This is a genomic window from Streptomyces sp. NPDC037389 (assembly GCF_040636475.1).
Taxonomy (GTDB): Bacteria; Actinomycetota; Actinomycetes; order Streptomycetales; family Streptomycetaceae; genus Streptomyces; species Streptomyces hesseae.
This window is the reverse complement of sequence record NZ_JBEZUS010000009.1, coordinates 185,548-209,386: the sequence shown is the minus strand read 5'-3', so window position 1 is coordinate 209,386 and position 23,839 is coordinate 185,548. Positions and strand designations below refer to the sequence as shown.

Sequence of the window (23,839 nt, the reverse complement as noted above, 5' to 3'; positions counted from 1 at the left end):
GGAGGCGTACGTGACCACTACCGAGAAGACCGCGAACGTTCCCGAGCCGGGGACGGACGGCGACAAGAGCACCCCGCTGCTCGAAGTGCGCGACCTCCATGTGGAGTTCCACACCCGCGAGGGCGTCGCCAAGGCCGTCAACGGCGTCAACTACACCGTCGACGCCGGTGAGACCCTCGCCGTGCTCGGCGAGTCGGGTTCCGGCAAGTCCGTGACCGCGCAGGCCATCATGGGCATCCTCGACATGCCCCCCGGCAGGATCCCGCAGGGCCAGATCCTCTTCCGCGGCCAGGACATGCTCACCATGTCCGCCGACGAGCGGCGGAAGATCCGCGGCCGGAAGATCGCCATGATCTTCCAGGACGCCCTGTCCTCGCTGAACCCCGTCCTCAGCGTCGGCTACCAGCTCGGCGAGATGTACCGGGTGCACCAGGGCCTCTCCAAGAAGGAGGCCAAGGCCCGGGCCATCGAGCTGATGGACCGGGTCCGCATCCCGGCGGCGAAGGAGCGCGTCGGGGACTACCCCCACCAGTTCTCGGGCGGTATGCGTCAGCGCATCATGATCGCGATGGCGCTGGCCCTGGAGCCGGACCTGATCATCGCCGACGAGCCGACCACCGCCCTGGACGTCACCGTCCAGGCCCAGGTGATGGACCTGCTGGCGGAGCTCCAGCAGGAGTTCAACATGGGCCTGATCCTGATCACCCATGACCTGGGCGTCGTCGCCGACGTCGCCGACAAGATCGCGGTGATGTACGCGGGCCGCATCGTCGAGACCGCTCCGGTCCACGAGCTCTACAAGCGCCCGGCCCACCCGTACACCAAGGGCCTGCTCGACTCCATCCCGCGCCTGGACCAGAAGGGCCAGGAGCTCTACGCGATCAAGGGCCTGCCGCCCAACCTGCTGCGCATCCCCGCCGGTTGCGCGTTCAACCCGCGCTGCCCCATGGCACAGGACGCCTGCCGCACGGACGTCCCGGTCCTCCACCAGGTGACCGAGCGGGACGGCGCGGAGCTCGCCGGCCGCGGCAGCTCGTGCCACTTCTGGAAGGAGACGATCCATGGCTGAGGACAGCAAGAAGGACGCCGCCGTGGACGCGACGCCGAACGTCTCCGAGGTGCAGGTCAGCGACGCGTCCACGACCCAGGAGGTGGAGGCCGTCCTCGACGCCCCCGTCGAGCGCGGTGAGCCGATCCTCCAGGTGCGCAATCTGGTCAAGCACTTCCCGCTGACCCAGGGCATCCTCTTCAAGAAGCAGGTCGGCGCGGTCAAGGCCGTCGACGGGATCTCCTTCGACCTCTACCAGGGTGAGACCCTCGGCATCGTCGGCGAGTCCGGCTGTGGCAAGTCCACCGTCGCCAAGCTGCTGATGACGCTGGAGACGGCCACCTCCGGCGAGGTCTTCTACAAGGGCCAGGACATCACCAAGCTGTCCGGGCGCGCGCTGAAGGCAGTCCGCCGCAACATCCAGATGGTCTTCCAGGACCCGTACACCTCGCTCAACCCGCGTATGACGGTGGGCGACATCATCGGGGAGCCCTTCGAGATCCACCCGGAGGTGGCCCCCAAGGGCGACCGCCGCAAGCGGGTCCAGGAGCTCCTGGACGTCGTGGGCCTCAACCCCGAGTACATCAACCGCTATCCGCACCAGTTCTCGGGTGGCCAGCGGCAGCGCATCGGCATCGCGCGCGGCCTGGCCCTCAACCCCGAGATCATCATCTGCGACGAGCCCGTCTCGGCGCTGGACGTCTCGGTGCAGGCACAGGTCATCAACCTGATGGAGAAGCTCCAGGACGAGTTCAACCTCTCCTACGTCTTCATCGCCCACGACCTGTCCATCGTGCGGCACATCTCGGACCGCGTGGGCGTGATGTACCTGGGCAAGATGGCGGAGATCGGCACGGACGCCGAGATCTACGACCACCCGACGCACCCCTACACCCAGGCGCTGCTCTCCGCCGTCCCGGTCCCGGACCCGGAGGCGCGCGAGCGCCGGGAGCGGATCATCCTGACGGGCGACGTGCCGTCCCCGGCCAACCCGCCGTCGGGCTGCCGTTTCCGTACGCGCTGCTGGAAGGCGCAGGACAAGTGCGCGGAGGAGGTGCCGCTGCTGGCGGTGCCGGAGGTCTTCGCGGGCAGGTCGACGCCGGCGGCGCACGAGTCGGCGTGCCACTTCGCGGAGGAGAAGGACGTGGTGGGCGCGGCGTAGCCGCTGTCCGTTCGTCTGCTCGCCGCCGAGCGCCCGGGTCGATCGTTCGCCGATCGGCCCGGGCGCTTTCGTGTGCCTGTTGATGTTCCTGCGGGCTCAGGCGGCAGCGATGCTCTCGACCCGAGGCTTCGCGATGTTGAGGTAATCGCTGGTGGAGAGGGCGAGCGAGCGGTCGAGACGGGCGGCGTTGAAGAAGAACTCGGGGTGCTCGAGCAGCGCCGGGTCGACGATCAGCTCCAGCTCCGGGTCGAAGGAGAACGGCAGGATCGTTCCGCTCACGCACCGCGAGAGCCGCTCGGCGACGTCCTGCGAGGCGAACCCGGCGTAACTCCCGCCGAGCAGCCCCTTGATCGCCGCGAGGTCGACGCGCTTGTCGCCGGGCACGACGGCGAGCACGTACCGCTTCTCCTTCTTGCCCAGCTTCACCATGACGACGATGCACTTGGCGGCCTCCGCCGCCGAGTGCCCCCGCAACCGGCTCACGGCCTCGGTCCCGCCCTCGGCCTCGTGCTCGATGAGGCGGTAGGCGGCGCCGTGCTCGTCGAGCAGGGAGATCAGCTTCTCGTAGGTCTCGTGCCCACTCATGTCCCCACCCGCGTACTCAAGTAGCTTCAGGGTGCATGAGTATGTCAGAGGGGGCTTGGCGGACGAGTAGGCGTACGAATGGGGTTTGCTGGCCGATTCGGCCGGCACCGGCTATGCGTGCCAGATGACCCGGACGATGATGATGCGCTGTTCGCGCGGGTCCGCCATGAAGAGGAGGAAACCGCGACCGCCGGACAGGTCGATCGAGCGGAGACCACCGCCGTGCGCGGGTCCACGGCCCACATGGCTGGTGTCCCGGCCCAGTACCGCGAGCGAAGCGGCGATGCGTTCGACTTCGGAAACGGCTTCCGGAGGGAGGCCGCCGATGACGAATTCGGCGCTGGGATCGTACTCCCAGGTCCAGTCGGGGCTCACGCGGCGACCTCGGCCCGTGCCGCGTCGACGAGGGCTCCGATCTCGGAGATCGCCGCGCGGGTGGCCTCGGGGTCCAGGCCGCTGTCGACGATGGCCTCCAACTGGTGGAAGCGTGCTGCGCGCACCGGATCCCGCTCTATGGCGACGACCATGCCCCAGAACTCGGTGAACGACCGGAGTGGCAGGGTGCTGTCCAGCTCTTGCGCTTGGGTGGCCGCCTTGACCAGGTGCTCGTTCAGTTCCTCGAGTCGCGACGGGACGAGCCGTGTGATAGCTGCCCGGAGCCCCTCCGGCGTCAGCGGAGGCAGAGGGATCGCGGCAGGTGATGACTCGGGCTGAGCGCTCATAGTCACATCCTGCCACCCGGACAACTGCGGAGGGCCCGATCGGCGCCCTGTCCGTCCATCCCGCCATCCCGTGGACCTCCTGTCCGGTGCCCTGGCCGGATCGGCGTGTCAGCCGGGATGCCGGCAGGTGGCGCAGGTGCAGCTCTGGCAGGTGCAGCGGACGCACGCGTCCCCGTTGCAGGAGGCGCAGGAGCACGTGGCGTGGTTGCAGGTCGGGCAGGCGCAGTCCGTACACGCGCATACCGCGCACGAATCGTCGCAGTGTGTGCACCGGCAGGTGTCGCACTCGTCGTAGTGCGTACCGTCATCGGTGCGGTGCTCACGATGCGCGTGACCGGCGTGCAGGTAATCGACGTGATCGTCATGGACGACCGCGTCATGGCCGCAGTCCGGCCCATGGGTGTGCTGATGCGACTCGGCGGGCCGGTGTTCGAGCATGGTGGCCATGGGAAACCTTCTCCCTCCCCCTGCTTCCACGGTCCGCCCGTCGGATAGTGATCGCATCCCTTGGAGGGCTGGAAAGGCCGACCACAGGCTGCTCAGCCGAACCAGGAAACCTGGACGACGACGATGCGCTCTCCCCGGATGTCCGTCAGGTAGGTGATCATGATGTGGTCCCTGCACTCGGTGCGCAGCCCCGGTCCCGGGCCCGCGTAGGAGGCGCCATCGAGGAAGATCATGGAGTCGCGGGTGGCGATCTCCTGGCCGAGACGTTCGACTTCGGTGACCGCTTCAGGAGGTCATCCGGGTCGCGTTCCCAGTGCCAGTCAGCCACTCTCGACCTCGCGGTGTGCCGCACGGACGATTTCGCCGATCTCACGGATCGCCTGGTCCCGTACGGCGGCGTGCCCGCTGTCCAAGGCCCGTTCCGCCTCGTGCAGGCGTCGAGCGGTGTGGGGGTGACGCTCGATCTCCACGACTACGCCCCAGCGCCGGTAGAACATCCGGATGGGGGCGACGCCGCCGTCCTCCCCTGCCTGCACGAATGCCTTTTGCATGTCCTCGAAGAGTTCGGGCAGACGTGAGGGGACCACGGCGGCTACGGCCTGGCGCAGGGCGGGCAGAGTCAAGGCGGGTCTGGGGATGAGAGGACCGTTTTGCTCGGCGTGCTGTACGGTCATGCGTCATCCCTCTCGATCGCGGATTCGCCAGCGCCTGAGTGGTCGATGTGACCGCAAACTGCTGCCCCTTGCGGGCGGTTGGACCGTGAGGGCAGTGAGCGTACGGCTCGGGGACACGCAGTGCGCGCCCCGATGGCCGAGGGGCGGTGCTTGCGGTCGCCGCGACTGCCCCGAAGGGGATTGACGAGCTCCGTCAACGATCCCTATCGAGGGTCGGCGATGTACCCGGCCTTCAGATCGCGGACGAACGTTGACCATGCGCCGGCCTCGAAGAGCAGGACCGGCCCGTGAGGGTTCTTACTGTCACGGACGGGGGTGAGGGCGGGTATGCCGTCGGCTATCTCAATGCAGTCACTCTGGACGCCGCTGTAGCTGCTCTTGCGCCACGGGAAGTAGCGCATGTCCACGTAGAAGCAGTTGCTGTATGTCATTGGAGGTCCTTCACCACGTGCAAGATGAACTTGCGTGACGACGCCACACTCAGCGCCGCCGCATGGAGCTTGTCGAACACCTGACTGTAGGTCGCAAGGTCGGATTGCCGCTCAAGCCGGATGTTACTGACGTCGGACTCGGTGTACACCACGTCGAGGTCGTTGCGAATGGCGAATTGGAGGATGGTGAACGACCCCATCAGCCCCGCATGACCGCCTGACGCGAAAGGCAGAACCTGGACGGTGATGTTGGGTTCCTCTGATGCTTCGAGCAGGTGCTGGAGCTGCTTGAGCATGACTTGTGCCCCACCGATCGACCGTCGCAGGCCTGCCTCATCCACAACTGCCCACAGGTTGAGGGGGACGGCTCGGCGTAGTGTGGCGCTCTGCCGAGCCAGGCGGACGTTCACCAGGGCATCCACCACCTCCGGCCTGGCACCCGGTGTGAGCGCGCTGATAACGGCGCGGGTGTACCCCGGCGTCTGGAGCAGGCCGGGGATCAACGTCATCTCGTAGGTTCGTTTAGAGGAGGCTTCCGTCTCCAATGCGATGTACGACGCGTATCGCTCGGCGAGAACGTCCGCGTAGGGCGTCCACCACATGCGCCCTTTGCCTTCCTTCACCAGGTTGACGAGGCCCTCCCGCACCTCGATATCCGTGAGCCCGTAGAGATCCAGCATCGCTTCCAGCTCATTGAGGCGCACTCCGGAGCGGCCGTTCTCGATGCGGCTCACCTTCGTCTGGTGCCACCCGAGGCGTTGGGCCATCTCGTCGGCAGTGTGTCCCAGCCCCTCGCGCAGAGCGCGGAGTTCAACTCCGAGCATGCGACGACGGATGGTGGGGATCGCAGGCATGTTCCAGCCTCCTGGGGCGTCACGAAGGGGCTTCGGCGCACAGTGTCGCGCATGAAGACACCTGTCGACGCTGCGAGTTCATTCGTGCGTATGCACATCCCTGGATTGTGTTGCGGCAACTTTGACTGAGGGGCATGCTGCGTCACACGTGCCCTCGCCTTGGCGGCCCGACCGCCGCTGTGGGGTCATGGGGTGCCCGCGTGTACCCAAAACCAGAAGCCCCGGCGGCCGCTGACACGACCCCGGGGCATGGCCAACGCTGCGCTAGGAGCGTCGACGTGGAGAACTCTATCTTCCGTTGGTTCGGCTGGGCGAGAGCTGTGTTCTCATCCAGCCGAACCAGCCGTAGCACCTGTCCGAGCCGTGCCGCCCGCACGGTCCAGACCTCGGGGAATCCACCGGAGCCGGACTACACCGTGGTGGTCACGGCACACGGCATCAACTTCGTTCCCCTCCCGGAGGGCGCGCGGTGACCGCCCCGAGATCGGGGCGATCGTCCTCGACGCGGGGCGGGACCGCGTCGGCGAGGTCATGGCCGTCGTCGGCGGGCGGGTGCTGCTCAGGGCTCCCGGGGGCGGCCGGGAGTGGGAGGCGCTGCCGGGCGATCTCCGCCCGGCCGACACGGGAGACGCGCTCCGCGCGCGCGTCGCCGACGTCAACGAACGGAGCCGCCGCGAGGCCGCGCTCGGGACGGGCCCCGTGCCCGTGACCCCGCCCGCGCGGTGCCGGGTCTGCTGGGAGATCAAACAGGGCCGTTACCGGGCCGTCGACGTCGGCGACCGTGACGAGGCCGCCCGGCTGGCGACCGCCATGGGGCGGCACCAGCGGGAGGCACACTCGGAGTGAGCGAGGGCTCAGCCGCCGAGGGCACTGAGGTGCTGATGGAGCGCCTCGTGCCCCTCGGCGCCGGGGTGGAGGCCGTCGACGAGCAGATCGGTCCGCTCGCGCAGCGGCTCCCACATGTCGAGGAAGTCGACGTGGTTCCCGTCGCACCAGGCACGCAGGGACTCGCGCAGTTCCAGCGCCCGGGCCTGGGTGAAGCACAGACCCTCGTAAACGGGCGCGCGTTCCTCGTCGAGCCACGTCGGTCCCGCGACGACGAGCCGCGCGTTGTGGCTCAGAGCCGTGGCGGCGAGGGAGTCGAGACTGTCCGCGATGTGCGTCAGCCCGTGCGGCAGCGCGGAGTCGTTGATGCCGGCGGCGACGAGGAGGGTGTCGGGCAGGCGGGGGGACAGCAGCGCGGGTGTCTGCTCGCTGACGTCGGCCAGCGTGCTGCCGGGGATGGCCAGATTGAAGACCCGGTGCGCGAGCTCGTTCCGCGCGATGTGGGTGGTCGCAAGCCGGGCCGCCCATCCGCCCTGCGGGTCGCAGCGTCCGTAGGCGATGCTGTCGCCCACGATCACGATGCGCTCCGCCGGACGGAGCGGGTTCGCGTCCAGGTAGGCCCAGGAGATCTCCCCGGAGGAGAGACGTACGCGCCGGCGGGCGTAGTCGTCGACTTCGTACTCGTCGGCGGCGGCGAGGTCCGCGTCGGTGAGGTGCAGGACGGCACCCTCGACCGCCGCGCCGATCCTGCGCTCCAGGGTCAGGTGGACGTCGAGGCCGCTGGTAGCGATCACGGACTCGTCGGTGATCTGGATCGGCCGGGTCGTATATCCGGCCAGTGACGCCGGAGAAGTGGGCACGGACCGGCCGAAAAGCTCTTTCTGGACCCGTTCGTCCAGCAGCGTGCCGAAGGAAAACAGGGTGTGGGGGCGTGACTCGATCACCGTGGGCTGCTCGGCCTTTCTGCAAGAACTGGTCCGCACACCCTAATCATCAGCGCGGGCGGCCTTGAGGTGGGCGGACAGCCGCTGGAGCACCGTCCACGCCTGGGCGTCGGTGCCGTCGCCGAGCGGATAGTGGACGGCGGGCCCGAGGCGTACGGGCCCGAGGCGTACGGGGCCGAGACGTACGGGGCCGAGACGTACGGGGCTGATGTCGAGCGGCGGGCGGAGCGCGTGGTCGAGGCCGGTCCGGCGGACGTCGGCGGAGCCCAGGGTGAAGGAGACGGGGATCGGCGGGGCCTCGAAGCGCGGCGGCACGGTGAGGTCGCGGCGGCCCCGGCGCAGGGAGACGAGGAGCGATACGAGACCGTGCTCGTCGGCGAGCGTACGGGCGAGGGGCTCGACGGTGGCGAGGGGCGGGGTCTCGTCCCGGCCGTAGCCGAGGGTGAGCGTGACGTCCTCGGCCACGCCGCCCTCGGTGCGGCTGACGCGGAGGGTGGCGAGGGCCGGACGGTCGGGCCGGCCGACGGCGAGGAGGTGGGTGGGCTCGGGGGAGCGCTCGCGGGCGAGGGCGGTCAACTGCTCGGTCGACCAGGGGAGATTGACGGGCTCTGCGGTGCCCCAGCCTGCGGGGCCTGTGCCGGTGAGTGCGGTCCAGGCGGTGCGGAGGGCGCTGCCGAGTACGAGGTCGTCGGTGACGTGTTCGTGCAGGACGCGGAAGGAGACGATCAGCTGCCGGTCGGTGGCGGGAGCGGCGTCGGCGTCCGAGAACGCCTTGGCCACGGGGGTCTCGCCGGCTTCCGTTCGGGCGGGGGTGAAGGTGCCGTTCTCCCAGCGGAGTTCCGCACCGGAGAGCCCGTCGTAGTAGTGGTTTCCGCTGTCTTGGACGACCCAGCGGTTGGGCGCACCGGCGAGCGCGGTACGCAGGGGGAGGCTGAGGCGTACGTGGGACGGTGTGACGATCTGGAGGGCGAGCCCGGCGGCGCCGACGGTTCGCAGGATCTCGGACATCCAGGCGTTGAGGGGGACGACGGGCCGGTCGGCGAGGACGACGGCGGTGGAATCGGTGAGCACGTCGACGGCGAGCCCGGCCTCGGCGGTGGTGGCCGTGACCTCACCGGCGTCGGCACCTGTGGCGGCGGGCACGGGAACGACATCGAGCGACGCGGCCTCCGGGGGCCACACCGCACCGCCGAGCAGCATGCGCAGCCGCCCGGCCACGGACCCGGCGAGCGGCGCGGCCTCGGGCAACGCGGTAGAGGCCCGCACCTCGGTCCACCAGTAGGGCACCGTCGGCGCCCCGACCCCATCACCGAGCAGCCGCTCCGCCTCACCGGGCACATGCACGAGCAACGGCGCCTCGACGGATACCAACGGCCGCCCGTCCGCCGCCCGCAGCTGCACAACGGCCCCGCCATTGACCCCGGCCGCCTCGACATCGGGCCCACCCGCGTAGAGCCCGGCCACGACGGCCCAGGAATCGGGCATCTTGGGGGTGAGGGCTATGACGTCTTTCATGTGGCTTCCTGGTGCCTTCCTGGTGGGCGGGGGCGACGGGCCCGGGTTCGTCTCCAGGCGCGGCTTTTAGGCTGGCGCGCATGAGTGATCTGTACGAGCTCCAGCTCGCCTGGGAGCTGGGGGATGCTGTGCCGGAGGAGGTCCTCGACGACCTTCGGTGGCACCTGGGCCTCCAGGACGTCGGTTCGTCGGATGGTGACGGCAGCGAATGCGAGCCGCTGCTGGCCGGCCGGGGTCCCGCGTCGCGCATCGGCGGAGTCCTGTTCGGCGCGCTGGCGCGGGGCCCGCGCGGCTGGTCCGTTACGGTCAGGCAGGAAGTGCACGCCGAGGAACTGTCTGAGCTGGACCAGCTGTTGAGCCGCCTTGCCGCCCACACCGCCATCGTCAACGGCCCCGTGGGGCAACTTCGGTTCTACGAGGATGACGCACCAGATCTCCTGGTGGCGGAGGCGGGTGCCATCGCCCGGCAGCCACTGCGGTCTGCCGGGTCCGAACTCGTCCCCTTCCTGGCGGGCCTGGCCTGACGCGCATGGCGCGCCTCGATTGGTCAGAGTTTGTCGGTGACGTCAGGCCCCGTACCGTCATCGAGGGTTTCGGGGGTTGCGATGCCCAGTTGGGTGGCAAACCCAAAGTACGTGGCCTCACCGGGCTGGGCGGTCACACCGAGCATGGAGTTCAGTTCCTGTAGAGCTGCTGTCAGACGCGGCGCGTTCTGCCGATAGATATCCGGGTGCGGCTTGCCGGCGAAGTCGAGTTCACCCCAGATATCGTGGTGAACGCTGAGCTCGGCAGAGAGGCCCACGGGCACGGGAGAGACAGAGAGGTCGACGAGTCGGGGCTCGCGGCGGCTCTTTCCCGTAGCGTCGATCCAAGTTCCCGCACCCACGATATTGACGTCATAGACTTCGGCGTTGGGGAAGCCTGAAGGGCGACTTGCAAGAATTCGGTCCGGTAGGCGTGGGTCACCCAGCGGTACTGTCAACGCGATGTTGGTCCTGATGTCGATACCACCGTGGTCGAGTACGTACCAGTCGTATTCGAGGCGGTGGGGGGTGAGGAGGTCATGTCTTGCCAGAACATCCGTCATTCTTGCTGCTGTGGCCAATGCGGATTCTAGGCCGGGCTCCGCCACCTCCTCGAGGTCCCAGAACCAGGAGCCGCACTCGCGCGGCGAGCGCATCAGGGTCGACATGGATATCTCTTCCTTACGGGAAAACGGAGCCGTTGGGCGGGACGGTGATGGATCCGTCTTTGAAACGCAGATGGAACGTTGACCCAGATACCCGAGCCTGGAATTCAACTTCCTTGAGCATCTTAGCGCTGAAGTCCGTTATGGATTGATGTACGTCGAGTAGGGCGACCTTCTGTGTAGCGACACCCGAGTGGAGCTGCTTGGCGGCCTTTCTTGCGGCAGTCTTGATGCCATCAATGGTGTCCACATCCTTGAGCTGGTAACCGTAGTGTGCTGCGCCGTCGGGGTGGACGGTAGCCACATCCAGGTCAAGGCCGGTCACGTCGTCCTTGAGCTCGAAAGCGAGGTCTTTGAAGCCGCGGCTTTGCAACTCGGTCGCATGACTCAGCGCCATGTATGCGGCAGGAACCATTCCTCTGTCGCCCACCTTGGGTTTGGGTCCCTGCTTGCACATGTTGAGGATTTCACGGTAATCCGGCACATGGCTGAGGTGTCCGCGAGATATCAAGTCTGCGATCTCGGCGCCTCGAGGTTGCTTGCGGAGGACCTTCAGGGCGCGTTCCTGGTCCATCAGGTCCATCTTCGCTCGCGTCATAGCTTCGACGAGCTTTGGTTCCTGCTCGGGGCGCAGAGGCTCAGAGGGCGCGCCCACCGTGTCCGTGCCCCGGCGATAGCGGTCCTGAGGTATTTCGTCGATCGGGTTCTGCCCCGTGGCACGCGGAGCCGTACCTCCAGGCTCTGTCGGCGGCTGTCCGCCGCTGCTGCCACCACCAGGGAAGCTGTGCCCGTCTGTCGGGCCATCAACATGACCTCCCGACGGGACATCGCCGTGAGCGCCTGCAGGCGCTTCGCCATGGCCATGGGCCGGGTTCTCGCCATGGCTGATCCGGGAGTCGCCATGGCTCGCCGACGGCTCCCGGCCGAGGTCGTGACCGGCGCCGCCAGGTGTATGGCCGCCCGCGCCGCCGCCCGGCGTGTGACCGGTCGGCCCACCAGGGACGTGCTCGCTAGCCGATCCACCCGGCACGTGCTGCGTGGCCCCGCCCGGTGTGTGGCCGATACCGCCCCCCGGCGCGTGCCCGCCCGCCGGTATGTGCTCCCCACCGCGCGCGGCCGACGCCGTCGCGTCGCCGCCCGTGCGGGCGCCGACGCCCGCCGGGACCTGCTCGTGGCCCGAGACCGTGGAGTGGTGGGGCTGCTCGGCCGGCCTAGCAGCCTCGGCGGAACGTTCCGCTGCCGAAGGTTCCTTCTTCGGGGGCGCGAGCTCCTTGCCGTGTTCGTTGAAGAACTTGCCGCTCTCCTTGTCGAGGTAGACGACCTTGTTCTTCGGGTCGAGGAACGGGACCGCGCTCTCCGGCACGCTCGCCGGCCGCTTCGGCAGGGCGGCGGCGCCCGCCTCGTCCGTGACCTTGAACGTGCCCTCGGCGAAGTGGACCGTCGAGCCCACCCTGAGGTTCTTCAGCCCCGACATCAGATCGCCCACCTTCACAAAGGTGAACTTGCCCGCCTTGCCCACGTACGTCATCGGGTCGACGACCTTGGCGACCTTGCTCAACGCGCCGACCGTCTTCGCGACAGCGCCACCCTTTGCCGCCGCGCCCGATCCGCCCGTGAAAACCGTGGTGAGAACGTTGAAGGTGACCCCGCCCGCTGCGCGGGCCGGGTTCTTGCCCCACTGGTCGTAGGCGACGAGGGCCTTGCCCGTTTCCTTCATCGCCGTGCGCGAGTCGCGCAGCCAGCTGGGGAGTTTGTCGGCGGGAGTCATCCAGTAGGCGGCGCCGAGCGGTGAGGCGGTGATGACCAGGCCCGTGGCGAGTTTGGCGAGGCCCGTCCAGGCCTGGCCGGCCTTGTCCCAGCCGTCGGTGCCGACGAGGGTGCCCAGGCCCGTGATCGTGCCCCAGACGCCGTCGACGATGAAGCCGTCCCAGACGAAGCTCTTGATCTGGTGGCCCAGCCAGGCGATGCCCGTGTACTCGCGCTCCGCCATCGAGCCCCAGGGCGTCGACTCGGCGTGGTCGAGGTCGCTCGCCTTGTAGCCGTACATGTTCGGCTTGTGGGAGCCGTCGTCGACGACGAGCTTCTCCCCGCCGACCAGGGCGACGATCGTGTCGTGGCAGGCGCGCTCGGCGTCGGTGAAGGCGGCGACGGTGGCGTTGACGCTGCGCCACAGGTTGTTGTTGTGGTCGACCTTCTTCTTGTCCCGGCGCCAGTGGTCGTCGCCCTCGACGCTCTTGACGAAGGCCGTGGCCTCGTCCTTGAGGTCGCCGAGCTTCTTGGCCAGCGGGCGTATCTCGGTCGCGTACGTGCTCAGCGCGCCGGAGACCTTCTCGAGGTCGCCCGCGAACGCGCCGGCCTTCGTCGCCACCGGAGCCGTCGTCGCGAAGAGCTTCTCCGCCTCGGGTGCCTTGTAACAGGCCTGGAGGCCCTGGAACGTGGAGTGGACGGACGCGCCCGAGTCGCGGAAGCCCTTGGCGTCCGAGGCCAGTGTCTTCGCGTCGGACACCAGCGTGTCGACGTTACCGGTGAACTGGGGTATTCCCGAGGGGACGATGAGTTCCTCGTCGCTCACTTCTTGCCACCGTCCTGCCCGGGCATGTCTATCTTGGGCTCCTTCAGGGCATCGCTCTGGGCGGTCGCGGCCATCTCCACATCACCCTCGACGTAATGGCGCGTGGCCTCGGACGCGCCGTTCAGCGAGGCGGCCGTGCGCTTGGCGATGTAGGTCAGGTCGCTCGACCACTTGTTGGCGAACTCCGCCAGTGCCCCAGCGACAGGGCCGCTCGGCACGGGGCCGCAGACCATGCCGCTGATCGTGCCCGCCGCCGTCGCGGCGCTCGGCAGGGTCTTCTGCACACTCTCGCCCGCCTTCGACAGGCCCTCGGCCGCCGTTGCCGTCCTGCTCAGCACTCCGCCGACCTCAGCCGGACGGATGTCCCACGCCGTCATGGCCTCCCCTGTCCCCGTTCCCCCGCCGTGCTGTCGATGTCTGTACGTGATGCCTGTATGTGACACCCTGCCATAACCGACTGACAATCCTGTTTCCCGGCGCCCGGGCGCGTTGGCCGGCGTCGAACACCCCCTCAGCCCCCCTCGGCCTGCCCTCATCCCCGCCCGTCCTCCGCGTCCGTCGAGTACGCCACCCCCCGCTGCGCCTCCAGGTCGGCCAGCCGCCGGCCCAGCGCCGCCCGCCCCAGCTCGTACGCGTCGCTGCCGAGGACGAGACGGCCCGGCGCCGGGTCCTGGTCCGCGCTGTCGATGACGGCGCGGGCCAGTCTGGCCGGGTCGCCGATGGGGTCGATCGCGGTCCCGGCCAGCATGCTGCGGCGGTACTCGCCCAGGTCGGTGTCCTCGTACGCCTCCAGGGGAGCCGCCCGGTCGAGGCTCCGGTCGACGAAGGCGGTGCGGATCGCGCCCGGTTCGACGATCGTGGTCTGGATGCCGAAGGGGGCGACCTCCTGGCTCAGCGACTCGAAGAACCCTTCGATGCCCCATTTGGTGGCGTGGTACAGGCTCAGCAGCGGGAAGGCGATCTGGCCGCCGATACTGGAGATCTGGACGATCCGGCCCCCGCCCTGCTTCCGCAGGTGGGGCAGCGCCGCCCGGGCCACCTGGATCGAGCCGGTGAGATTGGTGGCGAGCTGCCGGGCGATCTGCTCGTCCGTCAGCTCCTCGGCCGCGCCGAAGAGCCCGTAGCCCGCGTTGTTCACCACGACGTCCACCCGGCCGAACACCGCGAACGCCTCGTCGACGACCCGCCGGACGGCCGGTGTGTCGGTGACGTCCAGGGAGAGGACCCGCAGCCGGTCGCCGTGCTCCGCCGCCAGGTCGTCCAGGGTCTCGGTCCGCCGCGCCGTCGCGGCGACGCGGCAGCCCCGGACGAGCAGCAGCTCGGTCAGCTGGCGGCCGATGCCCGAGGAGGTGCCGGTGATGAACCAGGTCTTGTGGGGGTGCGGCGGGTGAGGGTGGGCGTGGGGGTGGGCGGTGGCGGGCATCCCGGGGCCTCTCGTGCGCTCTCGTGTGCTCTCGTGCGCTTTCGTGCGGTGGAGCCCCCCTGTCGTGCCCCATATCCCTGCCCCCACCCGGCTGCCATCGTCACTCCCGCATATGGGCGGTTTCTATGACAAACCCCTTGGGAAGGGTCACAATCTGACATCGCATGAGGTGTTATTTGGGGGTGTTCGACCCCGGTCGGACCCCGCCCACCCCCGCCCACCAGAGGAGGCACCCATGCGGCCACGCGGTCGAGGCACACGCGCCAGGGCCGCCGCCGGGCTCGCCGCCTGCGCGGCCGCCGTCCTGCTGGCGGGTGCGACGAGCGGCTGCGGCGGGGGCCGGGGCGGCACCGCCGTGGGAGCGGTACGGTCCTCGTGGGGCGATCCGCAGGGGCCGCTGGAGCCCGCCAACACCAATGAGGTGCAGGGCGGCAAGGTCCTCAACATGATCTTCCGCGGGCTGAAGGCCTACGACCCCCGCACCGGCGCCGCCGTCGATATGGTCGCCGAGAAGATCGCGAGCCCCGACCAGCGGCACTTCACCATCACCCTCAAGGACGGCTGGACCTTCAGCGACGGCGAGAAGGTCACCGCGAGATCCTTCGTCGACGCCTGGAACTACGCGGCCCTCGTCGACAACAAACAGAAGAACGCCTCCTTCTTCGAGGACATCGAGGGCTACGGCAAGGTCCACCCCGCCACCGGGTCCCCCACCGCCAGGACCCTCTCCGGCCTCGCCGTCAAGGACGAGCGGACCTTCACCGTCGCACTGCGCACCACGTTCTCGACCTGGCCCGACACCCTCGGCTACTCCGCCTACGCGCCGCTGCCCAGGGCCTTTTTCGACCAGCACGAGAAATGGCTGAAGAAGCCCATCGGCAACGGGCCGTACCTCATCGACTCGTACACCAAGGGCTCCCAGATGAGGCTCACCCGCTGGGACCACTACGCGGGGCCCGACAAGGCCCGCAACAGCGGAGTGGAGCTACGGGTCTACACCGACAACAACACCGCCTACACCGACCTCCAGGCCGGCAACATCGACCTCGTCGACGACATCCCCAGCGCCCAGCTGAAGAACGTCGAAAAGGACCTCGGCGACCGCTACATCAACCAGCCCGCCGGCATCATCCAGACCCTCGTCCTCCCCATGTACGACCCCGCCTGGAACAAGCCCGGCATGGAGAAGGTCCGCCAGGGCCTGTCCATGGCCATCGACCGCAAGCAGATCACCGAACAGATCTACCGGAGGACCCGCACCCCCGCCACCGACTGGACCTCACCCGTCCTCGGCGCGAAGGGCGGCTACAAGGAAGGGCTGTGCGGGGAGGCCTGCGGCTACGACCCCACCCGGGCCAGGAAGCTGATCGAGGACGGCGGCGGGCTCCCCGGCGGCCGGGTCACCATCACCTCGAACGTCGACACCGGCTCCCACCGGCTGTGGATGGACGCCGTCTGCAACAGCATCAACAACGCCCTGGGCAAGGACCAGGCCTGCACCGTCAACCCCGTCGGAACCTTCGCCGACTTCCGCAATCAGATCACCGACCACCGGATGACCGGCATGTTCCGCTCCGGCTGGCAGATGGACTACCCGCTCGTCCAGAACTTCCTCCAGCCGCTCTACTACACCGACGCCTCCTCCAACTACGGGAAGTTCAGCGACCCGGGCTTCGACAAGCTCGTCGACGAGGCCAACGCCGAATCCGACACGGTCAAGGCCGTCGCGAAGTTCCAGCAGGCGGAGAAGATCCTCGCCGCCCAGATGCCCGCCATCCCGCTCTGGTACCAGAACGGCAGCGCCGGCTACTCCACCGACATCACGGGCGTCGAGCTCAACCCCTTCAGCGTGCCCGTCTACGAGCGGATCACCGTCAAGTAGCCGGTCAAGCAGCCGGTCGAGTAGTCCCTCGGTCAGTCCCTCGGTCAGTTCCTCGGTCAGTCCATCGGCCACGACAGTCAGGAGTCCTGATGGGGCGGTATGTGATCCGGCGGCTGCTCCAGATGATCCCCGTGTTCATCGGCAGCACGTTCCTGATCTTCCTCATGGTCTACGCCCTCGGCGACCCCATCGCCGCGCTCTTCGGCGACAAGGCGCCCGACCCCGCGACCGCCGCGCGCATCCGCCAGGAGCTCTACCTCGACAAGCCCCTGTGGCTCCAATACGCCCACTACATGGGGCAGATCCTCACCGGCGACTTCGGCACCGCCTTCAACGGGCAGGAGGTCCTGGAGCTGATGGCAGACGCCTTCCCCGTGACCGTACGCCTCACGATCGTCGCCATCCTCTTCGAGATCGTCATCGGCGTCACCCTCGGCCTCCTCAGCGGACTGCGCCGCGGCCGCTCCCTGGACACCACCGTGCTGCTGCTCACCCTGATCGTGGTCTCCGTGCCGACCTTCGTCAGCGGCTATGTGCTCCAGTACCTCATCGGCGTCAAATGGGCGGTGGCCTCCCCGTCCGTATCGCCCGAGGCGCCCTTCGGCGAACTCCTCCTGCCGGGCGTCGTGCTCGCCCTCACCTCGCTCGCCTACGTCACCCGCCTCACCCGCACCTCCATCGCCGAGAACTCCCGCGCCGACTACCTCCGCACCGCCGTCGCCAAGGGCCTGCCCCGGCACCGCGTCATCACCCGGCACCTGCTGCGCAACTCCCTCATCCCCGTCGTCACCTTCATCGGCACCGACATCGGCGCCCTGATGGGCGGCGCCATCGTCACCGAGCGGATCTTCAACATCCACGGCGTCGGCTTCCAGCTCTACCAGGGCATCCTCCGGCAGAACTCGCCCACCGTCGTCGGCTTCGTGACCATCCTCGTCATCGTCTTCCTCATGGCGAACCTGCTCGTCGACCTCCTCTACGCCGTGCTCGACCCGAGGATCCGCTATGCCTGACACGCCGCCTCCACTTCCCCCGGGATCGCCCCAAGGCCCCCCGGGCCCCCCGTCCGCCGACCCCTCCGACCCGAACGCCACCATCACACCCGGCGACGGCGGCGCCATGACCCTGGCCACCAGCGACGCGGCGACCCTCGAGAACGGCCCCGTCCCCGGCGGCACCGGCAGTGGCAAGGCCCGCAGCCTCTGGTCCGACGCCTGGCACGACCTGCGCCGCAACCCCGTCTTCCTCGTCTCCGCGCTCGTCATCGCCTTCCTCGCCCTCATCGCCATCTGGCCGGGCGCCGTCGCCGGCGGCAACCCGCTCAGCTGCGACCTCGCCAGGGCCCAGGACGGCCCCGCGCCCGGCCACCCCTTCGGCTTCGACACCCAGGGCTGCGACGTCTACACCCGTACGGTCCACGGCGCGCGGGCCTCCATCACCGTCGGCGTCTGCGCCACCGCCGGGGCCGCGCTGCTCGGCAGCGTGCTCGGCGGACTCGCCGGGTTCTACGGCGGCTGGTGGGACGCGCTGCTCTCCCGGCTCGCCGACATCTTCTTCGGCATCCCGATCATCCTCGGCGGACTCGTCTTCCTCTCCGTCGTCCCCAGCGGATCCGTCTGGCCGGTCGTCGGTTTCATCGTGCTGCTGGGCTGGCCGCAGATCTCCCGGATCGCCCGCGGCGCGGTCGTCGGCGCCAAACAGCACGACTACGTCCAGGCCGCGCGCGCCCTCGGCGCCGGCAACGCGCGCCTGCTGCTCCGCCACATCGCGCCCAACGCCGTCGCGCCCGTCATCGTCGTCGCGACCATCGCGCTGGGCACCTACATCGCGCTGGAGGCGACCCTGTCCTTCGTCGGCGTCGGCCTCCGGCCGCCCACCGTCTCCTGGGGGATCGACATCTCCAACGCCTCGATCCAGATCCGCAACGCCCCCCACATGCTGCTGTGGCCGGCGGGGGCGCTGAGCATCACGGTGCTCGCGTTCATCATGCTCGGCGACGCGGTGCGCGACGCCCTCGACCCCAAGCTGCGCTGAGGGAATGCGATATGACGACTGCACTGCTCGACGTACGCGACCTGCGCGTGGAGTTCCGCACCCGGGACGGGGTGGCCCAGGCCGTCAACGGCGTCAGCTACTTCGTCGACGCCGGTGAGACCCTGGCGGTGCTCGGCGAGTCCGGCTCCGGCAAGTCCGTGACCGCGCAGGCCGTCATGGGCATCCTCGACTCGCCGCCCGGCCGGGTCACCGGCGGTGAGGTCCTCTTCCGCGGCCGTGACCTGCTCACCATGGGCGAGGAGCACCGCCGCCGGATCCGCGGCGCCAAGCTGGCCATGATCTTCCAGGACGCGCTCTCCGCGCTGAACCCCGTGATGACCGTCGGCGCCCAGCTCGGCGAGATGTACGAGGTCCACGAGGGCATGACCCGCAAGGACGCCCGCGCCCGGGCCATCGAGCTGATGGACCGGGTCCGCATCCCGGCGGCGAAGGAGCGCGTCGGGGACTACCCCCACCAGTTCTCGGGCGGTATGCGTCAGCGCATCATGATCGCGATGGCGCTGGCCCTGGAGCCGGACCTGATCATCGCCGACGAGCCGACCACCGCCCTGGACGTCACCGTCCAGGCCCAGGTGATGGACCTGCTGGCGGAGTTGCAGAGCGAGTACAACATGGGGCTCATCCTGATCACCCATGACCTGGGCGTCGTCGCCGACGTCGCCGACCGGATCGCGGTGATGTACGCGGGCCGCATCGTCGAGACCGCCCCCGTGCGCGAGCTGTACGCCGCGCCCGCCCACCCGTACACCAAGGGCCTGCTCGACTCCATCCCCCGCCTGGACCGCAAGGGCCGGGAGCTCTACGCGATCAAGGGCATGCCGCCCAGCCTGACCGCCATTCCGCCCGGCTGCCCCTTCAATCCGCGCTGCCCCCTGGCCCAGGACATCTGCCGCACCGACCGGCCACCGCTGTTCGACGTGGCCCCGGGGCGCGGCAGCGCCTGCCACTTCTGGAAGGAGACCCTCGGTGAGTCCGGTAAAGGCTGAGGCAGGAGCCGGGGGAGAGGCGATCCTTGAGGTACGGGACCTGGTCAAGCACTACCCGCTGCACCGGGGCATCCTCTTCAGGAAACAGGTCGGCGCCGTCCACGCCGTGGACGACCTCTCCTTCGAACTGCGGCGCGGTGAGACGCTCGGCATCGTGGGGGAGTCCGGCTGCGGCAAGTCCACCGTCGCCAGGCTGCTCGTCCACCTGGAGCGGCCGACCGCAGGGCGGATCCTCTACAAGGGCGAGGACATCACCCGCCTGTCCGGGCGTGCGCTCAAGGCGGTCCGCCGCAACATCCAGATGGTCTTCCAGGACCCGTACACCTCGCTCAACCCCCGTATGACGGTCGGCGACATCGTCGGGGAACCCTTCGAGATCCACCCCGAGGCCGCGCCCAAGGGCAGCCGGCGGCAGCGGGTGCGGGAGCTCCTGGACGTGGTCGGGCTCAGTCCGGAGCACATCAACCGCTATCCGCACCAGTTCAGCGGGGGCCAGCGGCAGCGGATCGGCATCGCGCGGGGGCTGGCGCTACGGCCCGAGGTGATCGTGGCCGACGAGCCGGTCTCGGCGCTGGACGTCTCGGTGCAGGCACAGGTGGTCAACCTGCTGGCGCGGCTCCAGGAGGAGTTCGAGCTGTCGTACGTCTTCATCGCGCACGACCTGTCGGTGGTGCGGCACATCTCCGACCGGGTCGCGGTGATGTACCTCGGGCGCTTCGCGGAGGTGGGAACGGACCGGGAGATCTACGACCACCCCACGCATCCGTACACGCAGGCGCTGCTCTCCGCTGTGCCGGTACCGGATCCGCTGGCGCGGGAGCGGCGCATGGGGGCAACTCCCGGCGGTAGCCGGGGGAGGATCCTGCTGGCCGGGGACATTCCGTCCCCGGCGGACCCGCCTTCGGGGTGCCGTTTCCGTACGCGGTGCTGGAAGGCGCGAGAGAAGTGTGCGGAGGTCGTGCCGGGGCTGGAGGTGCCGGAGTGGTTTCGGGGTGGAGGGGCGGTGGCGCATCCGTCGGCTTGTCACTTCGCCGCGGAGAGGAGTGTCGTTCCGACGGATTCCGGGGACGCGTGAGGTTGTTCGGCACCGCCGGATACGCCGGCGGGGGCGGGGCGCCGTCGCGAAGGGATTCCTCTGCGAACCGCATATGGACGGACCTCTGATTCAGCTATGCTGAGCAGCTGACACAGTTGCATGCCTGTGGAGTGATAGTCGATGACGCGTACCATCCGGGTCGACGACGAGGTATTCGCCCAACTCCAGAGCTTGGCGAAGCCGTTCGTCGACACGCCCAACAGCACCTTGCGCAGGCTTCTCGGCCTGGAGGGTGATGATGCGGCCACCGCTCCGGAGAAGAAGACTTCACGTGGCACTGTCCGCGATCAGACACTTGCGCCGCTCCTGGCCGACGGGCGGCTGACCGCGGGCCAGAGGCTGGTGTGGCATCGCCGCAATCTCGGCCGGATACACCATGTGGTCGTGCTCGACAACGGTGATCTGCGGCTGGAGGACGGCAGTGTCCACACCACACCGTCCGGTGCCGCGACCGCTCTGGCGGGCAATCCGCAGAACGGCTGGAGAGCGTTCCTCACGGAGGACGGCACCCGACTGAGCGAGCTGCGATGAATCAAGTGACTCAGAGCCCGGCCTGCGACGCGAACGCTCCGGAAGGCGGATCATGGCGGGAGTGACTCAGCCGAAGGTGAGCCGGGTGGCTCCGCCCCAGCTGATCGAATGGGCGCGGAGCGGGCGTATCCGGATTCCCCGATTCCAGCGTTCGTACCGCTGGGAGGCGACGGATGCCGAGCGCCTCTTCGACAGCATTCTGCGGGGCTATCCGATCGGTAATCTGCTGATGTGGCACAGGCCCGCTCCGGCGGACGAGGTGACTCTGGGCGAACTGAGGCTTTCCGTCCCCGAACGATTCGACGCTCTTTGGGTCGTCGATGGGCAACAGCGTCTCACCACACTTCTTGGCGCTCTTTCCGCATCGGATGAAACCGTGGACCGCCGATTCCGTATCTTCTACGACCTGCGGGAGAAGAAGTTCCTGTCGGCTCCTCATGCCCGCCGTGCAGCCGATCACTGGCTGCCTGTGTGGGTGGCGGGTGACAACCGCCGGCTGCTCTCATGGCAGCGTGCACGGCCTTGGCTCACCGAAGAGGACTTTGATCTCTGTGACGCGGTGGGTACCGCCATCCGTACCTACGAGATCCCCATGTATGAGATCGAAGGCGACGACGAGCGGGCCTTGACCGAGATCTTTGACCGGATCAACACATCCGGTAAGAGCCTCAAGCGAGCAGAAGTCTTCAGGGCCCTGCACTCCGCTCCGCTGGACGTGCAGCCGTCGGACATCGAGGCGCTACGAGAGCGTGTCGCCCTGCTGGAGTTCGGTGACTTCACAGCGCAGATACTCATGCAGAGCGTGATGGCGGTGCGGGGTGGCAAGGTGGATCGTGATTTCCGGCACGAGTTCAAGGATGACGCCGACCGGCACCGTGCCTTCGCGCAGACGGAAAAATCCCTGCGGCTGGTAGTCGACTTTCTTCGTACGGACGCCGGGATCCCCCACCTTCGACTTCTGCCGTACGCCCTCTTCGTCCCCGTCCTCACCCGGTACGTGGCCTTGTTCGGCCGCCCCGAGGGGCGGGGGGCCGAATTGCTGCGCCGATGGATCTGGCGCGGGTCCGTCGGAGGCGCGACACCGCAGGGAAACACTGTCGCGCTGCGGCGCAATGCGAGCGCCGTCGAGGAAGATCCGGTGGCCAGCGCGAACAGGCTCCTTGTTCTCCTCCCGCCGGGAGGAGAACACTGGCAGCCCGATCTCACCCAGGTCGCGCTGAACCGGGCCCAGGCAAAGATCAACGTTCTGGGTCTGCTGTCGGCGCGCCCTGTCCTTCTGGCCGACGTGGAGGACCCGGACGGGAATCACTATTCCCGAGGGATGCGGCTCGACCGGACTCGGCTGTTCGTGGACCTGCTGGACAGTGGTGCTTCACCCTTGCTGTCGATCACGGCCGGTAACCGGTCGGTGGCTGGACGGCTTGTCCATCCGGCGGGCGGCTCAGGGGCGCGGGAGCTGTTGCTCGACCATCAGGACGAGGCTGCCCTCCACTCGCACTGTGTGGACGCGGAGGCGCTGAAGCTGCTGAAGGACCGGCAGGATGACGCTTTTCTGCTCCGGCGGGCAGAAATCACAGGCCGAATCATCGCAGACCATGTCCAGTCCATGGCCTTGTGGGGTTTCACCGACGGCCCGGAGCCGGAGGCGTGGTTCGACGCCGACATGTGGGGAGGCGATGATGCGGAGTGACGTCACAGCGTCCGTATTCCTGGGAGACCGGAGGGTCGGCACGCTTGGCTACCATCGGGGCAACACCTGGTTCGACTACGAGGACCTGAACCCGGATCATCCGGTTCTCGGGCAGGGTTTCGAGCGGGACCCGCGCAAGCGCCGGTCGGCCAGCGGCGGAGTGCCGGAGTGGTTCGCGGGTCTTCTGCCCGAGGCGGGAAGTGGTCTGCGGCAGTTGGTCGCTCGTTCTCTGGGCAAGAAGCGGATTCACGACTTCGTGCTGCTGTGCCATGTAGGCGGCGATCTCCCGGGCGCGGTACGCGTTGTGCCGGATGTTCCTCTTGATGGTCTTCCTGATCACGAGGGGAGCGAGGAATGCCGCCACGAGCATGCGCTGAGGTTCTCCTTCGCGGGTGTGCAGCCCAAGTTCTCCATGCGTTACGAGGGCAAGGCGCTGGTGCTGCCCGCAACCGGTGCCGGGGGCGACTGGATGGTCAAACTCCCCGACCAGAGGTTTCCGGACGTACCCGCGAACGAGTACGCCATGCTGCAATGGGCCACCCGAGCGGGGATCGAGGTTCCCGAGTCACGTCTTGAGACGGGCGAGCAGCTGAAGAATCTGCCCGCGGGCGCGGTCGGCCCCACGGACATGGTCCTGGCCGTACGCCGCTTCGACCGGGTGGACGGTACTCGGGTGCACCAGGAGGACTTCGCTCAAGTACGCGAGGTCGCGACGGATGCTAAATACGACAAGGCGAGCTATGAGGGGATCGGCCGTGCCATCGCCGCGCTGTGCCCGCCTGAGGACGCGGTGGAGTATGTGCGCCGGCTGGTCGCCATGGTGGTCATGGGCAATGCCGACGCGCATCTGAAGAACTGGACGTTGCGCTATCCGTTCGGCAGGCGGGCACGATTGTCTCCGGCGTACGACCTGGTGTGTGTCACGGCCTATCCCGAAACCGATCACCGGCTCGCGTTTCCGCTCGGTGGCACCACCAACCCCGACGTGATCACCGTTGAGAACTTTTTTGCCCTGGCTCAGGCTCTCAGGCTGTCCACACGGGAGGTCGTCGACACAGTGCGTGAGACGGCGGAGGCAATGGTGACGGCATGGCCAGGGGTGCGACAGGACTGTCCCGTTCCGGACTTTGTCGAGGTATCCGTCCGTCAGCGTCTGGGGAGCTTGCCCTTGTTGAGCAGGTGAAGAGGGCCGAGTCGCCCAACGGGCC

Annotated in this window: 26 protein-coding genes; 13 read left to right on the top strand and 13 right to left on the bottom strand. The window is 68.3% G+C overall.

What is annotated here, in order from left to right:
* The first annotated feature begins 10 nt into the window (after positions 1-10).
* Together AB0E98_RS21575 and AB0E98_RS21570 are read left to right on the top strand one after the other, a co-directional pair.
* Positions 11-1,069: an ABC transporter ATP-binding protein gene (locus AB0E98_RS21575; protein WP_361704933.1), complete on the top strand. Its 1,059-nt coding sequence runs from the start codon at positions 11-13 to the stop codon at positions 1,067-1,069.
* The gene (locus AB0E98_RS21570; protein ID WP_361704931.1) at positions 1,062-2,210 is read left to right on the top strand and encodes a dipeptide ABC transporter ATP-binding protein; all 1,149 of its coding nucleotides are present in this window, start codon (positions 1,062-1,064) and stop codon (positions 2,208-2,210) included. The genes AB0E98_RS21575 and AB0E98_RS21570 overlap by 8 nt, the downstream gene beginning before the upstream one ends.
* Positions 2,211-2,306: 96 nt before the next feature.
* On the opposite strand, the gene AB0E98_RS21565 is transcribed toward AB0E98_RS21570, so the two are convergent.
* The 3 genes from AB0E98_RS21565 to AB0E98_RS21555 all read right to left on the bottom strand — a co-directional run bounded on the left by AB0E98_RS21565 (position 2,307) and on the right by AB0E98_RS21555 (position 3,517).
* Positions 2,307-2,795 carry a YbaK/EbsC family protein gene (locus tag AB0E98_RS21565; RefSeq protein WP_361704930.1) on the bottom strand — a complete coding sequence of 163 codons (489 nt, stop codon included), beginning with the start codon at positions 2,793-2,795 and terminating at the stop codon, positions 2,307-2,309.
* A gap of 111 nt (positions 2,796-2,906) precedes the next feature.
* Positions 2,907-3,170 (bottom strand): hypothetical protein, encoded by a 264-nt coding sequence (locus tag AB0E98_RS21560; protein WP_361704927.1) that lies wholly within the window; start codon positions 3,168-3,170, stop codon positions 2,907-2,909.
* Positions 3,167-3,517 carry a hypothetical protein gene (locus AB0E98_RS21555; RefSeq protein ID WP_361704925.1) on the bottom strand — a complete coding sequence of 117 codons (351 nt, stop codon included), beginning with the start codon at positions 3,515-3,517 and terminating at the stop codon, positions 3,167-3,169. Before AB0E98_RS21555 ends, AB0E98_RS21560 begins: the two co-directional genes overlap by 4 nt.
* A 294-nt stretch (positions 3,518-3,811) precedes the next feature.
* Here AB0E98_RS21555 and AB0E98_RS21550 point away from each other — a divergent pair, with 294 nt between their 5' ends.
* Positions 3,812-4,012 carry a hypothetical protein gene (locus AB0E98_RS21550; RefSeq protein ID WP_361705311.1) on the top strand — a complete coding sequence of 67 codons (201 nt, stop codon included), beginning with the start codon at positions 3,812-3,814 and terminating at the stop codon, positions 4,010-4,012.
* A gap of 44 nt (positions 4,013-4,056) precedes the next feature.
* Here AB0E98_RS21550 and AB0E98_RS21545 read toward each other — a convergent pair whose 3' ends face one another.
* The 4 genes from AB0E98_RS21545 to AB0E98_RS21530 all read right to left on the bottom strand — a co-directional run bounded on the left by AB0E98_RS21545 (position 4,057) and on the right by AB0E98_RS21530 (position 5,923).
* Positions 4,057-4,197 (bottom strand): hypothetical protein, encoded by a 141-nt coding sequence (locus tag AB0E98_RS21545; protein ID WP_361704922.1) that lies wholly within the window; start codon positions 4,195-4,197, stop codon positions 4,057-4,059.
* 87 nt (positions 4,198-4,284) lie between these two features.
* A complete protein-coding gene (locus tag AB0E98_RS21540) occupies positions 4,285-4,638 on the bottom strand; it encodes a hypothetical protein (RefSeq protein WP_361704920.1) in 354 nt (117 codons plus the stop codon).
* Between the two features lie 203 nt (positions 4,639-4,841).
* The gene (locus AB0E98_RS21535) at positions 4,842-5,069 is read right to left on the bottom strand and encodes a DUF397 domain-containing protein (protein WP_361704919.1); all 228 of its coding nucleotides are present in this window, start codon (positions 5,067-5,069) and stop codon (positions 4,842-4,844) included.
* A complete protein-coding gene (locus tag AB0E98_RS21530; RefSeq protein ID WP_361704916.1) occupies positions 5,066-5,923 on the bottom strand; it encodes a helix-turn-helix transcriptional regulator in 858 nt (285 codons plus the stop codon). Before AB0E98_RS21530 ends, AB0E98_RS21535 begins: the two co-directional genes overlap by 4 nt.
* Positions 5,924-6,454: 531 nt before the next feature.
* On the opposite strand from AB0E98_RS21530, the gene AB0E98_RS21525 reads away from it, so the two are divergent.
* Positions 6,455-6,769: a hypothetical protein gene (locus tag AB0E98_RS21525; RefSeq protein ID WP_361704914.1), complete on the top strand. Its 315-nt coding sequence runs from the start codon at positions 6,455-6,457 to the stop codon at positions 6,767-6,769.
* Between the two features lie 8 nt (positions 6,770-6,777).
* On the opposite strand, the gene AB0E98_RS21520 is transcribed toward AB0E98_RS21525, so the two are convergent.
* Both AB0E98_RS21520 and AB0E98_RS21515 read right to left on the bottom strand, forming a co-directional pair.
* Positions 6,778-7,731, bottom strand: coding sequence for a GDSL-type esterase/lipase family protein (locus tag AB0E98_RS21520; protein WP_361704912.1), 954 nt, complete (start codon positions 7,729-7,731; stop codon positions 6,778-6,780).
* A gap of 3 nt (positions 7,732-7,734) precedes the next feature.
* Positions 7,735-9,207 carry a DUF6177 family protein gene (locus AB0E98_RS21515; RefSeq protein WP_361704910.1) on the bottom strand — a complete coding sequence of 491 codons (1,473 nt, stop codon included), beginning with the start codon at positions 9,205-9,207 and terminating at the stop codon, positions 7,735-7,737.
* A gap of 80 nt (positions 9,208-9,287) precedes the next feature.
* Here AB0E98_RS21515 and AB0E98_RS21510 point away from each other — a divergent pair, with 80 nt between their 5' ends.
* The gene (locus AB0E98_RS21510) at positions 9,288-9,731 is read left to right on the top strand and encodes a hypothetical protein (protein ID WP_361704908.1); all 444 of its coding nucleotides are present in this window, start codon (positions 9,288-9,290) and stop codon (positions 9,729-9,731) included.
* A gap of 23 nt (positions 9,732-9,754) precedes the next feature.
* Here AB0E98_RS21510 and AB0E98_RS21505 read toward each other — a convergent pair whose 3' ends face one another.
* The 4 genes from AB0E98_RS21505 to AB0E98_RS21490 form a co-directional block, all read right to left on the bottom strand.
* Complete coding sequence (locus AB0E98_RS21505; protein ID WP_361704905.1) at positions 9,755-10,399, bottom strand: hypothetical protein; 645 nt, start codon at positions 10,397-10,399, stop codon at positions 9,755-9,757.
* A 13-nt stretch (positions 10,400-10,412) separates the two neighbouring features.
* Positions 10,413-12,902 (bottom strand): hypothetical protein, encoded by a 2,490-nt coding sequence (locus AB0E98_RS21500; RefSeq protein WP_361704903.1) that lies wholly within the window; start codon positions 12,900-12,902, stop codon positions 10,413-10,415.
* A 62-nt stretch (positions 12,903-12,964) separates the two neighbouring features.
* The gene (locus AB0E98_RS21495) at positions 12,965-13,345 is read right to left on the bottom strand and encodes a DUF6507 family protein (protein ID WP_311615022.1); all 381 of its coding nucleotides are present in this window, start codon (positions 13,343-13,345) and stop codon (positions 12,965-12,967) included.
* Positions 13,346-13,500: 155 nt separating this feature from the next.
* On the bottom strand, positions 13,501-14,391 hold the full coding sequence (locus AB0E98_RS21490; RefSeq protein ID WP_361704900.1) for an SDR family oxidoreductase: 891 nt from the start codon (positions 14,389-14,391) through the stop codon (positions 13,501-13,503).
* A 235-nt stretch (positions 14,392-14,626) separates the two neighbouring features.
* Between AB0E98_RS21490 and AB0E98_RS21485 the strand changes: the two genes are divergently transcribed.
* The 8 genes from AB0E98_RS21485 (at position 14,627) to AB0E98_RS21450 (ending at position 23,814) form a co-directional block, all read left to right on the top strand.
* On the top strand, positions 14,627-16,273 hold the full coding sequence (locus tag AB0E98_RS21485) for an ABC transporter substrate-binding protein (RefSeq protein ID WP_361704897.1): 1,647 nt from the start codon (positions 14,627-14,629) through the stop codon (positions 16,271-16,273).
* 89 nt (positions 16,274-16,362) lie between these two features.
* Complete coding sequence (locus AB0E98_RS21480) at positions 16,363-17,286, top strand: ABC transporter permease (protein WP_361704894.1); 924 nt, start codon at positions 16,363-16,365, stop codon at positions 17,284-17,286.
* Positions 17,287-17,392: 106 nt separating this feature from the next.
* Entirely contained in the window at positions 17,393-18,307 is a 915-nt protein-coding gene (locus AB0E98_RS21475; RefSeq protein ID WP_361704893.1) for an ABC transporter permease, read from the top strand.
* An 11-nt stretch (positions 18,308-18,318) separates the two neighbouring features.
* Positions 18,319-19,314 carry an ABC transporter ATP-binding protein gene (locus tag AB0E98_RS21470; RefSeq protein ID WP_361704891.1) on the top strand — a complete coding sequence of 332 codons (996 nt, stop codon included), beginning with the start codon at positions 18,319-18,321 and terminating at the stop codon, positions 19,312-19,314.
* Entirely contained in the window at positions 19,295-20,389 is a 1,095-nt protein-coding gene (locus tag AB0E98_RS21465) for a dipeptide ABC transporter ATP-binding protein (protein ID WP_361704889.1), read from the top strand. The genes AB0E98_RS21470 and AB0E98_RS21465 overlap by 20 nt, the downstream gene beginning before the upstream one ends.
* Before the next feature lie 141 nt (positions 20,390-20,530).
* Complete coding sequence (locus tag AB0E98_RS21460) at positions 20,531-20,941, top strand: hypothetical protein (RefSeq protein WP_361704887.1); 411 nt, start codon at positions 20,531-20,533, stop codon at positions 20,939-20,941.
* A 52-nt stretch (positions 20,942-20,993) separates the two neighbouring features.
* The gene (locus tag AB0E98_RS21455; protein ID WP_361704884.1) at positions 20,994-22,631 is read left to right on the top strand and encodes a DUF262 domain-containing protein; all 1,638 of its coding nucleotides are present in this window, start codon (positions 20,994-20,996) and stop codon (positions 22,629-22,631) included.
* On the top strand, positions 22,621-23,814 hold the full coding sequence (locus AB0E98_RS21450) for a type II toxin-antitoxin system HipA family toxin (RefSeq protein WP_361704881.1): 1,194 nt from the start codon (positions 22,621-22,623) through the stop codon (positions 23,812-23,814). Before AB0E98_RS21455 ends, AB0E98_RS21450 begins: the two co-directional genes overlap by 11 nt.
* Positions 23,815-23,839 lie beyond the last annotated feature (25 nt).